The sequence below is a fragment of the Halopseudomonas sp. Lyrl_26 genome (assembly GCF_051948695.1).
GTDB lineage: Bacteria > Pseudomonadota > Gammaproteobacteria > Pseudomonadales > Pseudomonadaceae > Halopseudomonas > Halopseudomonas formosensis.
Window position 1 is genome coordinate 16,775 of sequence record NZ_JAYJLH010000003.1, and the last position, 12,853, is coordinate 29,627.

15 protein-coding genes and 2 riboswitches are annotated in these 12,853 nt (G+C 63.9%); of the genes, 7 read left to right on the forward strand and 8 right to left on the reverse strand.

Annotation, left to right across the window (positions count from 1 at the left end; all coding sequences use genetic code 11):
* Nucleotides 1-14 precede the first annotated feature (14 nt).
* Nucleotides 15-743, forward strand: coding sequence for an SDR family oxidoreductase (locus tag VF673_RS05235; RefSeq protein ID WP_273128379.1), 729 nt, complete (start codon nt 15-17; stop codon nt 741-743).
* A gap of 17 nt (nt 744-760) precedes the next feature.
* Entirely contained in the window at nt 761-1,351 is a 591-nt protein-coding gene (locus tag VF673_RS05240) for a 2-hydroxychromene-2-carboxylate isomerase (protein ID WP_440291163.1), read from the forward strand.
* Nucleotides 1,352-1,368: 17 nt separating this feature from the next.
* Here the strand turns inward: VF673_RS05240 and dtd are convergent, their stop codons facing one another.
* The 5 genes from dtd to VF673_RS05265 all read right to left on the reverse strand — a co-directional run bounded on the left by dtd (nt 1,369) and on the right by VF673_RS05265 (nt 5,009).
* Complete coding sequence (dtd, locus tag VF673_RS05245; protein ID WP_090540143.1) at nt 1,369-1,806, reverse strand: D-aminoacyl-tRNA deacylase; 438 nt, start codon at nt 1,804-1,806, stop codon at nt 1,369-1,371.
* Nucleotides 1,806-2,777 (reverse strand): prolyl aminopeptidase, encoded by a 972-nt coding sequence (pip, locus tag VF673_RS05250; protein ID WP_440291164.1) that lies wholly within the window; start codon nt 2,775-2,777, stop codon nt 1,806-1,808. The genes dtd and pip overlap by 1 nt, the downstream gene beginning before the upstream one ends.
* A gap of 87 nt (nt 2,778-2,864) precedes the next feature.
* The gene (locus tag VF673_RS05255) at nt 2,865-3,446 is read right to left on the reverse strand and encodes an NnrU family protein (protein ID WP_440291165.1); all 582 of its coding nucleotides are present in this window, start codon (nt 3,444-3,446) and stop codon (nt 2,865-2,867) included.
* 28 nt (nt 3,447-3,474) lie between these two features.
* Entirely contained in the window at nt 3,475-4,446 is a 972-nt protein-coding gene (locus tag VF673_RS05260; RefSeq protein WP_440291166.1) for an META domain-containing protein, read from the reverse strand.
* 26 nt (nt 4,447-4,472) lie between these two features.
* Nucleotides 4,473-5,009 carry a DUF924 family protein gene (locus VF673_RS05265; protein ID WP_440291167.1) on the reverse strand — a complete coding sequence of 179 codons (537 nt, stop codon included), beginning with the start codon at nt 5,007-5,009 and terminating at the stop codon, nt 4,473-4,475.
* 140 nt (nt 5,010-5,149) lie between these two features.
* Nucleotides 5,150-5,242: riboswitch (glycine riboswitch) on the forward strand.
* Nucleotides 5,243-5,264: 22 nt separating this feature from the next.
* Nucleotides 5,265-5,362, forward strand: a riboswitch (glycine riboswitch).
* Nucleotides 5,363-5,384: 22 nt separating this feature from the next.
* Here VF673_RS05265 and VF673_RS05270 point away from each other — a divergent pair.
* Entirely contained in the window at nt 5,385-6,005 is a 621-nt protein-coding gene (locus VF673_RS05270; protein ID WP_440291168.1) for a trimeric intracellular cation channel family protein, read from the forward strand.
* A gap of 154 nt (nt 6,006-6,159) precedes the next feature.
* Here the strand turns inward: VF673_RS05270 and VF673_RS05275 are convergent, their stop codons facing one another.
* Both VF673_RS05275 and VF673_RS05280 read right to left on the reverse strand, forming a co-directional pair.
* Nucleotides 6,160-7,410 (reverse strand): DUF2254 domain-containing protein, encoded by a 1,251-nt coding sequence (locus tag VF673_RS05275; RefSeq protein ID WP_440291169.1) that lies wholly within the window; start codon nt 7,408-7,410, stop codon nt 6,160-6,162.
* A gap of 63 nt (nt 7,411-7,473) precedes the next feature.
* Nucleotides 7,474-7,965 carry a phosphate-starvation-inducible protein PsiE gene (locus VF673_RS05280; protein ID WP_440291170.1) on the reverse strand — a complete coding sequence of 164 codons (492 nt, stop codon included), beginning with the start codon at nt 7,963-7,965 and terminating at the stop codon, nt 7,474-7,476.
* Between the two features lie 186 nt (nt 7,966-8,151).
* Here VF673_RS05280 and VF673_RS05285 point away from each other — a divergent pair, with 186 nt between their 5' ends.
* From VF673_RS05285 to VF673_RS05295, 3 genes are all read left to right on the forward strand, one after another.
* Nucleotides 8,152-8,412, forward strand: coding sequence for a hypothetical protein (locus VF673_RS05285; RefSeq protein WP_440291396.1), 261 nt, complete (start codon nt 8,152-8,154; stop codon nt 8,410-8,412).
* 2 nt (nt 8,413-8,414) lie between these two features.
* Nucleotides 8,415-9,224 (forward strand): TIGR03915 family putative DNA repair protein, encoded by an 810-nt coding sequence (locus VF673_RS05290; RefSeq protein ID WP_440291171.1) that lies wholly within the window; start codon nt 8,415-8,417, stop codon nt 9,222-9,224.
* Between the two features lie 93 nt (nt 9,225-9,317).
* Nucleotides 9,318-10,553 (forward strand): serine hydrolase domain-containing protein, encoded by a 1,236-nt coding sequence (locus VF673_RS05295; protein ID WP_440291172.1) that lies wholly within the window; start codon nt 9,318-9,320, stop codon nt 10,551-10,553.
* A 20-nt stretch (nt 10,554-10,573) separates the two neighbouring features.
* On the opposite strand, the gene VF673_RS05300 is transcribed toward VF673_RS05295, so the two are convergent.
* Nucleotides 10,574-10,993: a GFA family protein gene (locus tag VF673_RS05300; protein WP_440291173.1), complete on the reverse strand. Its 420-nt coding sequence runs from the start codon at nt 10,991-10,993 to the stop codon at nt 10,574-10,576.
* A gap of 428 nt (nt 10,994-11,421) precedes the next feature.
* Here VF673_RS05300 and VF673_RS05305 point away from each other — a divergent pair, with 428 nt between their 5' ends.
* On the forward strand, nt 11,422-12,765 hold the full coding sequence (locus VF673_RS05305) for a KamA family radical SAM protein (RefSeq protein ID WP_440291174.1): 1,344 nt from the start codon (nt 11,422-11,424) through the stop codon (nt 12,763-12,765).
* The last annotated feature ends 88 nt before the right edge of the window (nt 12,766-12,853 follow it).

The window sequence follows — 12,853 nt, forward strand, 5'->3', positions numbered from 1 at the left end:
AGCGAGGAGGACTCATGTCCAGATCCCCAGTAGCCGTGGTCATAGGTGCGGGCGATGCCACCGGCGGCGCCATCGCCCGCCGCTTCGCCCGGGAGGGGTACACCCTCTGCGTCACCCGCCGGCAGGCGGACAAGCTTGAACCGCTGGTGGCGGCTATCGAGCACGAAGGTGGTCGAGCCCACGCCTTCGGCTGCGATGCACGGCGCGAGGAGCCCATGGTCGAGCTGTTCGAGCATATCGAGCGGGACATAGGCCCCATCGAAGTGGCAGTGTTCAATATCGGCGCCAACGTGCGCTTCGGCATTACCGAAACCACCGAGCGGGTCTATCGCAAGGTCTGGGAAATGGCCGCCCTGTCCGGCTTCCTGACCGGGCGCGAGGCGGCCAGGGCCATGCTGCCCCGGGGCCGGGGCACCATCATCTTCACCGGCGCTACCGCCTCCCTGCGTGGCGGCAGCGGTTTCAGCGCCTTTGCCGGGGCCAAGTTCGCCCTGCGCGCCCTGGCCCAGAGCATGGCCAGGGAACTGGGGCCCAGGGGCATCCATGTGGCCCATCCGATCATCGACGGGGCCATCGATACGGCCTTCATCCGTGACAATTTTCCCGAGCGCTATGCGCTGCGGGAGCAGGACGGCATTCTCGATCCCGAGCACATTGCCGAGCAGTACTGGCAGATCCATTGCCAGCCCCGGGACTGCTGGACCCATGAACTGGATCTGCGCCCCTGGATGGAAACCTTCTGATTGACGGAGAACACGAGATGAGCAAGCAGGTAGAATTCTATTTCGATGTGGGCAGCCCGGCCAGCTACCTGGCCTGGACCCAGATCGCCCAGTTGGCCGAGCGCCACGGCGCCGAGGTGGTCTATCAGCCCATGCTGCTGGGTGGCGTTTTCAAGGCCACCGGCAACGCCTCGCCGGCATCGGTGCCGGCCAAGGGTCGCTACACCCGCATCGATTTCGAGCGTTTCGCCCGGCGCTATCAGGTGCCCTTCGCGCAGAACCCCTTCTTTCCGATCAACACCATGCAGCTGATGCGCGGAGCCGTCGCACTGCTGGATGGCGACCAGTTCCAGCCGTATGTGGACGCTGTCTTCCGAGCGATCTGGGTGGAGGGTCAGAACATGGGCGACCCGGATGTGGTGGCCCGGGTGCTCGGCGGTCAGGGATTCGATGTGGCAGGACTACTGCAGCAGATCAATGACCCGGCGGTGAAGGAGCGCCTGCGGCAGATCACCGAGCGCGCCATCGAGCGCGACGTGTTCGGCGCACCGACCTTCTTCGTCGGGGACGAGATGTTCTTCGGTCAGGACCGGCTGGACTTTGTTGAGGCGGCGCTGGCAGAGAGCTGAGGAGCAGAGGGCAGTCCTCAGGTCTCCAGCAGAATGGTCACCGGCCCGTCGTTGACCAGGTGTACCTGCATGTCAGCACCGAACCGGCCGGTGGCAGTCTGCGGCCAGGTCTTGCGGGCCTGCTCGACCAGATAGTCGAACAGCTGCTCGGCCTGCTGCGGCGGCGCCGCGGTGGAAAAGCCCGGACGCAAGCCCTTGCGGGTATCCGCCGCCAGGGTGAACTGCGACACCAGCAGCAGCCCGCCCTGCACATCCTGTACCGAGCAGTTCATGCGCCCCTCGGCGTCGGCGAATACCCGGTAATTGAGCAGCTTGTGCAGCAACCGATCGGCACTGGCCCGGTCATCCTGCGGCTGCACGCCGACCAGCACCAGCAAGCCCTGATCGATGGCCCCGACGACCTCACCTGCGACCTCCACCCGGGCCTGGCTGACCCGTTGCAACAAACCCTTCACTATTCCGCCTCCGGCGCCAGCTTCAGCAACCGCTGCGCCATGCTCTGGGTGGCGCGCACCAGCGCATCGGCAATGCCCGGTTCGCCTGCCGAATGACCGGCATCGCGGATGATCTGCAGCTCGCTGCCAGGCCAGTTGCGGTGCAGCGCCAGGGCATTGTCCAACGGACAGATCATGTCATAGCGGCCGTGCACCAGGATGCCCGGAATATGGGCAATCTTCGGCATATCGCGCAGCAACTGGTTGGGTTCCAGGAACGCCTTGTTGATGAAGTAATGGCACTCGATGCGCGCCATGGCCAGGGCACGCCGGCATTCGGTGAAGCGATCGACCACCTGGGCGCTGGGCCGCAGGGTGGCGCAGCGGCCCTCCCAGGCCGACCAGGCCCTGGCAGCATGCATCTGGCAGATCTCGTCATCCCCGGTGAGCCGGCGGTAGTAGGCGCCGACCATGTCGCCCCGCTCGGCCTCGGGAATCAGTGACTCGTACTCCTCCCAGTAGTCGGGGAAGATGCGGCTGGCACCCTGCTGATAGAACCAGTGGATGTCCTCGTCACGGCACAGGAAGATGCCGCGCAGTATCATGCCCATGACCCGCTGCGGATGCGCCTGGGCATAGGCCAGTGCCAGGGTGGAACCCCAGGAGCCGCCGAACAGGACCCACTGGTCGATGCCCAGGTGCTGGCGCAGCACTTCCAGATCGGCCACCAGGTGCGCCGTGGTGTTGTTCTCCAGGCTGGCATGGGGCGTCGAGCGACCAGCACCGCGCTGGTCGTAGGTGATGATGCGATACACCGAGGGATCAAAGAAGCGTCGGCTCAGCTCATCACAGCCGCCACCGGGGCCGCCGTGAATGAACACTACCGGAAGCCCGTCTTCGCGGCCGCTTTCGTCCACGTAGAGCACATGGGGTGGCTCCACCGCCAGATCATGGCGCGCATAGGGCTTGATCGAGGGATACAGCAATTGCATGAGTCTTGACTCCCATGCGGCAGCCCGGCTCCGGGTCTGCCGCAACTGGTGTTGGACCGGCGCCACGGCGCCGGGGGTTGGTTTGCCTCAGCCGCCGAACGGCCGCACGCCGATCAATGGCCAATGCAGCAGCAGGGCAAACACCACGAAGCCCACCAGCCCCAGCACCACCGCGATCAGATCACGACCGGCACCCCGGGCCGGATAGGTGATGCCGGTCTGGCGATCCCGGCGGCGCAGCACGATGAACAGCGCCACCGCCCAGGCGAGAAATCCGCCGAACAGCAAGAGGTCGGCGAGGGTGCCATTGGCGATCAGGTGCGCCAGGGCCCAGAACTTGATCCCCAGCAGCATCGGATGGCCGACCCGGGCGCGGATATGGGTACCGGGTACGTAGGCTGCCGCCAGCAGAATGAACGCCGGGATGGTCAGCAGTGCCGCCAGATGCCGGGTCCAGACCGGGGACAGCCACAGCCACTCGGGACTCAGACGCGCCTGGCCATAGCCCCAGATGATCAGAATCAGCCCGACCAGGGAAACCACCGAGTAGATGCCCTTCCAGGTCAGTAGCCCCAGCCGATCAATCTGCCGGTCCCGCCAGTCCGCCGCGAACAGGCGAACGGAATGCATGCCCAGAAAGAGTATCAGACCCAATATCAGCGCCAGCATGTGTTTCTCCCTATCCCCAGCTTTATCTTCAATGTTCCAGACGCGCCTTGAGGGCGCCCTCGGACGTGTACAGCAGCAGGGCACCGGTGTCATCGATATCGAAGCGCTGCACCTGTGCCAGGCTGTTCAGAACCCGCTGTTCCTGCTCCATCAGTGCCGGTGAGCAGGCCATGCGGGTGGTAGCCGCCTGGCCGATGGCAAGGCCTTCACCGCTGAGCTGATACTGTCCCATGAGATTGTTGCAGGATGCCCGGCCGGTCAGTCTGCCATCCTGCCAGAAACGCAGGGTCACCCGCGAGCGGTCGATGATACCGCCGCCCAGGATGTCCTCGACCACCCACTCACCGCCCTGCAGCAGGCGGGCCGGATCGCCCCCGCAGCCCAGCAGCTGCTCGCCTTCAACCTCGACGCGTACCCGCTGCGGATAGGGCATGCCGCTCATGTCATCTCGGCAGATTTCATCGCGCAGCTGCAGACGAATCGGCGGCTCATCCCGGGTCAGGTATTCACCTTCGTCATCACCGGCCTGCCAGGTCTGCGCGGGCAGCTCACCCTGGTTCAGGCGATTGAGCTCCAGCTGCCCCTGCTCGGCCCGCAACGACCAGAAAGGCTCATTGCCCGACGCGCGGAAGGGCTCGATGAGCGAACCGGGCGGTACGCACAGGGGGTACTCCACGCCATCCAGCAGCAGACTGGCCTGATCGCCCTTGAACCAGAGGCTGGTCTGTTCCTGCTCCTCCCCTTCAGCAGCCCCTTCCCCGTCCTGTCGTTGCACATAGCGGGCACCCGAGGCACTGACGGCCTGCTGCAGCTGCCGCTGCTCCCCGCCGATCTCCAGCTGCAGTGACTCGCCTTTACCCTGAACGCGGATCGGCAGCTGGCCGCAGCGCAGCTCAGCGCTGAAGGGGGTGTCCGCGTTCCGGCGCTCATCTTCCGCGGCGCCGCAGCCGGCCAGAAGGACGCAGAACACCGTCCATGTCAGCCCTGTGATTTTCTTCATGCTGTTGTCTCCTGTTGGTCCACTGCTCAGAAGGATGAGCCCGGCTGGGTAAGAAAGTCCCGCTCCTCCGGGGTCGATTCCCGGCCAAGAACAGCGTTACGGTGCGGATAACGTCCGAAACGCCTGATGATATCCCGGTGCCGCCGTTCATAATCCAGGCTGCTCTCCATGCCCGGCACATCGAACAGCACCACGGCCCGGTCATGCATCGCCGGCGACTCGCTGTGCATGAAGGGCATGTAGAGAAAACTGCGCTGCATCACCGGCAGCGCCTGGTCCACGCCCAGCGCGATGGCCTCCTGTGCCAGTACCAGGGCCATGCCATCCTGGGCGAAGGCGGCGGGATCGTCGCGGAACAGGTTGCGCGAGAACTGGTCCAGCACTATGACCTCCGCCAGTCGGCCTTCGGCGCTGGTGCGCCAGTCCCACAACTCGCCGGCAGCCGCCTGTCGGTGAGTCTGGCCGAAGCGCTGGCGAATCAGCTCATCCAGCGCACTGTCACGCCTCCACCAGTCGGCCGGCTCGAGTTCATCGAACCAGAATGTCAGTATTGTCTGATACATGGCTTGCTCCGGTTGTCCTGATCCGACCCAGTGTAACCAATCCCACACTGCCGCGGTTGGATGCGCCGCAAAAGGCGCAGGGGATTGGGCAGCCGCAAGCCTGCGCCTGCACTGGAAAAGGGCACTCCTTGGAGTATAATCCCCGGCTCGCAGGAGAGAGGGACTTATCCAGGCTCCCCGCCGAAGGCGCAAACTCCCATAATCGCTCAGGCACCAGTTACTGCGAATCAGATCCGACACTGCCACGGCAGTGCCGTACCGCCAGCTGGAGAGAGGTTGTTCGACAACCCACCGAAGGGGCAAGCAGTCCATCGACTGCGTAAACTCTCAGGTAAAAGGACAGGGGGAGAGGCGACACAGCTTGAGGACTCCTGTGTGCTTCTCTATATCTATCTGATCGCTATCACTGCCGAGGCCATGTCCGGCGCTCTCGCCGCAGGACGGCGCAATATGGACCTGTTCGGCGTGGGCTTCATTGCCTTCATCACCGCACTGGGTGGCGGCACCGTCCGCGACATGCTCCTGGGCAACTATCCGGTGACCTGGACCCAGCATCCCATGTACATCCACCTGACCATCTCGGCCGGATTGCTGACCATGCTGGTCGCACGCTACATGCATCGCCTCCACGCCATCTTCCTGGTACTGGATGCCATGGGCCTGATCGCCTTCACCGTGATCGGCTGCAATGTTGCGCTGGAGCTGGGCTACACCACCACGGTGGTCATCATGGCTGGCATGACCACCGGCATCTTCGGCGGCATCCTGCGGGACATCCTGTGTAACCGTACGCCCATGGTGCTGCGCAAGGAGCTGTACGCCAGCGTGTCGCTGCTGGTGGCCATTCTCTACCTGACCCTGCGCCACCTGGACGTCAACCACGACCTGAACCTGCTCGCCTCCTTTGTCTTCGGCCTGACGATCCGCCTGGCGGCCATCCGCTGGAGCTGGTCATTGCCGGTATTTTCCTATGCTCCGGGGCGCTGGAGCGACTAGCGCGACTTATCCAGTCCCAGCCGACGGCGCCAGCGGGCCAGACGTTTGCGCCACTTCAGGCGCAGTCGCGAACCCGGATCGGCCGTTCCAGCTTAGCTGGCACAGCCCCATGGCAGCACGGCGACCGAGGGCCTGACCTGGGCCTGCGACGCCATCAGTCCCCTGCCGCCACCAGCGCCTGCAACCGCTGGCGATCGGTTTCGCAGTCCATTGCCTGCAGGCTGCGCTCCAGAGCCAGCGCCGCCTGCACCGCCGCAGCCTGCCGGAAATCTGACCTGCCCAGACGCTGCAATGCAGCCAGGGATTTCTGCAGGCGCAGCTGTACCTCGATCAGCCGTGCACCATCCCGGGCCATGAGCATGAAGGCATCCTCGAACAGGTCGGCATCGCTCAATGGGTTCAGGTGCAGTTGCGGATAACGCACCTGAACGTCCGCGCGACCTTCTGCCCAGTGCGCCAGCAGCCGGGTGAGTCGGCCGATCACATCAATTGCCGTACCCGGATCATTGGTCGCCGGGGACAGCGCCCGGGAGCCGATTTCAGCCATGACTGCCAGACCGAACCGCGGATCCTGATCGAAGCTGCGATTGGTCGCGATGATGAAATGACCCGCTACCCTGCCCATCAGGCCGGAAGCCAACCCATCGGGAGCATGAAGCCAGGCCAGCACGGTATCCTCGAATACGAAGGTGCCGGGATTGAGCGGCAGATAGGCTTCGCACCCCGCCTCCTCGCACAGATGGGCAATGGCCTGGATATCGATGAACTGGATGTAGCCGATCGTTCGGGCGTGGACCGGCGTGGCGCCGTCCGGCAGAGTCGACAGATCAAACCAGGGATTGGCACCCAGATAGGGCTGCTCCTGCCGCTCGGTCAGTGCTGCGCTGGTGGCCGCCTCGACCCGATCTATGGTGGTGCCGACCCGGCCGAGGGAAATCAGATGGTTGATCCAGCGCAGCAGCTGGATCACCACCAGAGCGATCACCACTATGGTGATGAGGAACAGCACCGCCCGGCCGCGCTCCCCGTAGGAGCCGGTCTTGAGCACTATGATACCGACTATGCTGAACAGGAAGGCACCGATGAAGGTCGACAGCACGTTGTTGGTAAGATCGTCTTCCATCAGCAGCCGCGTCGCCCTGGGTGTGACGTTGGTGGTGGCGGCGCTGAAGGCGGCGGTCATGACGCCGAGGGAAAAGGTGGTCACCGCCAGCATGCTGGATGCGATGATGTTGAGCAGGCTGTCGACTGCATCCGGCGTCAGATTGAACGGGATTTCCCAGGGAAAGATCCTTTCGGCCACCAGCGCCAGCACAGCCGTGAGCATGCCAGCGATACCGTAGGCCACCGCGCGCCACCAGAGTTGACGCCTGACCCGTTCATAGATCCAGTGCCAGTAGTTCACCTCAGCCCTTCCCTGTTCTGCGAAGCCTGGCACCGGTTCTCCAGGACTGGGCTCCGGGCTGCCTCAATCTGCCAGGTCATCACGCTCGGCACTGGCATCCTCGCGACTCCGCGCCCGCGGCAGGCCACCGGCAGTGACCGCCGGGAACCGGGCGGAAGCAAAGCGCACCACCAGTATGGCCAGCGCCAGCAGCAGTATGGCGCCCGAGACCATGACCACGCCCCAACCCGGCTGGTGATGGTGGGAAATATCGGAAATCAGCAGACGGGTCAGCGCCGTGATGGCCACATAGATCATGAAGCGGATCGGCATGTGGTTGGTCTTGAAATAGATGCCCACCATGGCCGCCAGCTCGAGATAGATGAACAGCAGCAGGATGTCATCTATGGAAATATGGCCCTTGTCCAGCATGCCGATGAAGGCCATGGTACCGCCCCAGGCGGTGACCACCCCGATGGCGAACAGCGCCAGATAATGGAAGGCCTCCACCAGCATGTTGCCCAGTGAATCCGCCACGCTGTGCATGCCAGCGCGCATACGCTCGATCCTGCTCATGTCCCTGTCTCCCTCTGGTCCGCTGGGCCAGCCTCAGTATGCCACCGGTGCCAGCCACCGGCGAAGCGGCAATCGCGGCAGATCTGCAGTTTGCTCCCCTGACCGGCTGTCACCTGCCCCCGCAACCCCTCTGGACCTGACGAGCCTGCTCGATATACTGTATACCCATACAGCTAAAGGTGATCCATGACCTCCGTTATCGACAAGCTCTCCATCCTCGCCGATGCGGCCAAGTACGATGCCTCCTGCTCATCCGGCGGCAGCCGGCAAGCGAGCAGGAACACGGGGCCTGACAACTCCATCAGCACCCGACGCTTCCAGTACATTATCCGGGAAACCCTGAAGAATCTCGGCGTCGCCACCCGCCGGGCGCGCCATTTAATCAGCCGTCCCGGTGTTGCGGCAGCTCCCGACCGAAGTCCGCCGCAGCTGGACCTGTTTGGGTAGCCATGGGCGTTTATCTCACCGACGGCAGCTTCGAGGGGCTACTGTGTGCGGTCTACGCATCCTATCGCGGCCCTGCTCCTGCGGCCATTGTAGACCGATCGATGTATCAGGCCAGCCTGCTGGATGACACGGTAGAGGTAACGACCGACCCGGGCATCGCCCGGCGGGTGTTGGAGGGTATCGATAACGTCAGCGATGGTCAGGCCGGACGACTGTGCCTGATGATCTTCCTCTCGGGGTTCGCCGACGCCCCGCTGCTGGTCTGCCGCCTGATCCGCAAGATGATGCGGGTCAGGCAGGCAGACTATCTGAAGAACTACGCCGACCGCGATGTTCTGCGCGCCGCCCAGATCCGCAAGATGATGGACCGGGAAATCCACCGCATGCACGCCTTCGTCCGCTTCCAGCAAGCGCAGGACGGCTTCTGGTATGCCCTTGTCGATCCCGACTTCGATGTACTGCCGCTGCTCGATGATCACTTCGTACGCCGCTTCGCAGACATGGGCTGGCGGATCTTCGATGTGCGCAGAAGTTATGGTATCGCCTGGGACGGCGAGCAGGTGCGCCTGATCGATTCGCTGGGCGCGGTGCTGGATCGTCTGCGGGCGCAGCTCGACGAAGCCCGGCTGGACGGGCAGGAGACGGCCTTCCAGGAAATGTGGAAAGCCTGCTTCAAGGCGGTCAACATCCCGGCCCGGGAAAATCGGCGCCAACACCTGCGGCAGTTACCGCCACGTTACTGGAAATACCTGTCGGAAAAGCAGCCGCAGCGCCCCGAGCGTACCACGGACCTCAACCTGCGCGACCGCTGACCTGGAGCAGCTCAGCCGCGGCGCCGGGTTCTTCCGTTTCGGTGAGGCAGGATGCTATTGTGTGCCATCCTCCAGACAACAAGAAATACTGCCATGCTCAACACCCATTCCCGCTTTGCGCACCTCCTCCGGCTGGGTCTCGCCTGCCTGCTGCTGACCACCATGGCCCACGCCGATACCGGCAGCATTGCGGCCGAACGCTTCCAGCAGCTGGATCAGGCCCTGCAGGCCGAGGTCGATCAGGGTCGTCTGGCCGGCATCGACGTACTGATCGAGGAGAACGGCAAGCTGCTGCATCGCAGCCGCCACGGCTATCAGGACATCGAAGGCCAGGTCCCTCTGGCGGATGACAGCCTGTACAAGATCTTTTCCCTGACCAAGCCCGTTACCAGCGTAGCCCTGCTCATGCTGCAGGAGCAGGGCAAGCTGTCGCTGGATGATCCACTGGAAAAGTATCTGCCGGAATTTGCCGATCTCCGGGTCGCCATTGCCGAGGGCCCCGACGGTGTGCCGGAGACAACCCTACCCAGCCATCCGCCAACCCTGCGCGAGCTGATGAACCAGACGGCCGGATTCAGCTACGGCGTATTCAGCCAGTCCCAGGTCGATACCCTGTATCTGCAGGCCGACCTGTTCAATACCGGACAGACCCTGGAGCAGATGGTCGCCAAGCTGGCGCAGCTGCCCCTGCTCAACCAGCCGGGTACCGTCTGGAACTACAGCCTGTCAGTGGATATCCAGGCGCGGGTAGTGGAAATGGTCAGCGGCCAGCCCTATGACCGGTTCCTCGCCGAGCACATTTTCCAGCCGCTGGGCATGAAGGAAACCGGTTACCACGTCAGCGCAGAACAGGCGCCGCGCCTGGCGGTCTCCTACAAGCCCGGTGAGAATGGACTGGAACCGCAGGACAACAGTCAGTATCTGCACAAGCCGACCCTGACTCAGGGTGGCAGCGGGCTGATCTCCAGCATGAATGACTATCTGCGCTTTGCCCGCATGCTGCTCAATGGCGGCGAGCTGGACGGGGTGCGCCTGCTGTCCCCCGAGTCCGTCGCCGAAATGGCCCGCGACCAGCTGCCGCCGGAGGTCGCCGGCCCCTCCTGGGCGCCGGGCAACCGCTTCGGTCTGAATGTGGCGGTGGTCGAGGACAGCGCTGCCGCCGGGCATCTGCCGGTCGGCACCTACTGGTGGTGGGGCATCCAGGGTCCCTGGATGTGGGTCGACCCGAACAACGGGCGGATAGTCCTGGGCATGCTGCAGAACACCGACTACCGCCATTCACGGGTGGTTCACGGCACCGTCAGCAGCATACTGTTCGGCGATCGCTGAGGCACGCAGGCGGAGCCGACTCAATCGGCATCGGTGCGCTCGCTCCGCACCGCGCCGGCCTCGAACCGGGGCAGGTCGTCGCCGACCGTCCACCAGCTGGCGGCCGAACCGATGTAGATATGCATGCCCGGCCGCGCCGCCAGCGGTTCGTTGATCAATCCCGCACGGACGCGCAGGACGCCCGGCTTGGCCTCGGTGCGACTGAATATCGGCGACCCGCACCGGCTGCAGAAGAAGCGGTGCTTGCCCGGGGACGACTCGAAGGAGCGCAGCAGCTGCGCGCCGGTCAGCTCGAAAGCGTCCTCGGCCACCGGCAGGTTGCTGGCGAATGGCGTGCCCTGGGCCCGTCGGCATTGGGAGCAGTGGCACAGCTGGATCGCGGCCAGCTCCCCCCGGATTCGAAAGCGGACGCCGCCGCATTGACAGTGGCCTGTATGCACTCCATCACCTCGATCAGTCGTTGTTGGCTGGGGGCTGACACCCTAGCAGTTTCAGCGTCTGCCCGTCCCGTTCACCGCGAAGAAGTGCTGCTGCGCGGCGTGAAAGCGCTCAAGGTCGAACGAGTCCTGCATGGCGTCCACTCCCCCGTTGCATCAACAGGTGTCGACTACAGCCCAGCCACGGCGCCTGAACCGGCATTCTGCCGCGCGGACAATCTCTGAAACGACCGGCTTTGGACAACCAATTCTTTATTGCTGTATCCTTTTGCCCGTCCCGACCAGACTGTCGGCTGCAACAGACGAACCCGTAGCAGGCACCTCCCGCCAGTAAACCGATTGATTATCGACGACCTTACGCGCACGTTCTTTCCTGCGCGCACGCCTGCCTCGGTTGAACACCGATCAGAAATATGTGAACAGCTCTAACTATGAAGACACTTGATTCCGCTGTTGCTATCCACGAGATCACGCAACACACCGCTACCCCTGAACGCTTCCGCGTCTACACCGCCCGCCAGCTCGACCAGATACCCCAGCTGCGCCAGCTTTCCGAGCAGCAGCGTTTCGACATGCGCGTGGTCGCCAGCGTGCTGCCCTTCCGCGTCAACCAGTACGTCATCGACCAGTTGATCGACTGGTCAGCGGTCCCCGAGGACCCGATCTTCCAGCTGACCTTCCCCCAGCGCGGCATGCTGGCGCCGGAGCACTTCGAGCGGGTGGCCCGCGCCCTGCGCGAGGAGTGGCCGGCGGCCGAATTCAATGCGCTGGTGGCCGAAGTTCGCCATGCCCTCAATCCGCACCCGGCTGGACAGCTGGAGCACAACATCCCCCAGCTGGACGGCGAGCGGGTCGAGGGCATCCAGCACAAGTACCGGGAGACGGTGCTGTTTTTCCCCAGCTCCGGCCAGGTCTGCCACAGCTATTGCACCTTCTGCTTCCGCTGGGCGCAGTTCGTCGGCGACAAGGACCTGAGAATCGCCGCCAGGGAGTCGAGCCGGCTGTGTGACTACCTGCGCGCCCACCCTCAGGTCACCGATGTGCTGATCACCGGCGGCGACCCGCTGGTAATGAAGACCCGCAACCTGCGCGCCTGCATCGAGCCGCTGCTGGCGCCGGAGTTCGACCATGTGCGCACCATCCGCATCGGCACCAAGGCCCTGACATTCTGGCCCCAGCGCTTTGTCACCGACGAGGATGCCGATGATCTGCTGGCACTGTTCGAGGAGATCCAGGCCGCCGGCAAGCACCTGGCGATCATGGCGCACTACAACCACTGGCGGGAGCTGGAGCCGACCATCGCCCGCCAAGCCATTGCCCGGCTCCGTGCTACCGGCGCGCAGATCCGCGCCCAGGGCCCGCTGCTGGCGCACATCAACGATGATCCCGGGGTCTGGGCGCGGCTGTGGCAAACCCAGGTCGAGCTGGGCATCATCCCCTACTACATGTTCGTGGAGCGGGATACCGGCGCCCGGCACTATTTCGAGGTGCCGCTGGTACGCGCCTGGGAAATCTACCGCGAAGCCATCCAGCGGGTGTCCGGCATCGCCCGCACCGCCCGCGGCCCGTCCATGAGTTCGGATCCGGGCAAGGTGGAGATCCAGGGCGTCACCGAGATCAACGGCGAGAAGGTACTGGCCCTGCGCATGATCCAGGGCCGCGACGCGGATTGGGTACAACGCCCCTTCTTTGCCCGTTACGACGAGCAAGCCACTTGGCTTAACCACCTCAAACCGGCCTTTGGTGAGGAGCGCTTCTTCTACGAAGAAGAGTAAACAGAACACCTAACCCGCCACCCCGGCGATGGATTCTCCCTGAGCTTTCTGGCAATTTGACGGAACGACACAACAAGCATCATATGCA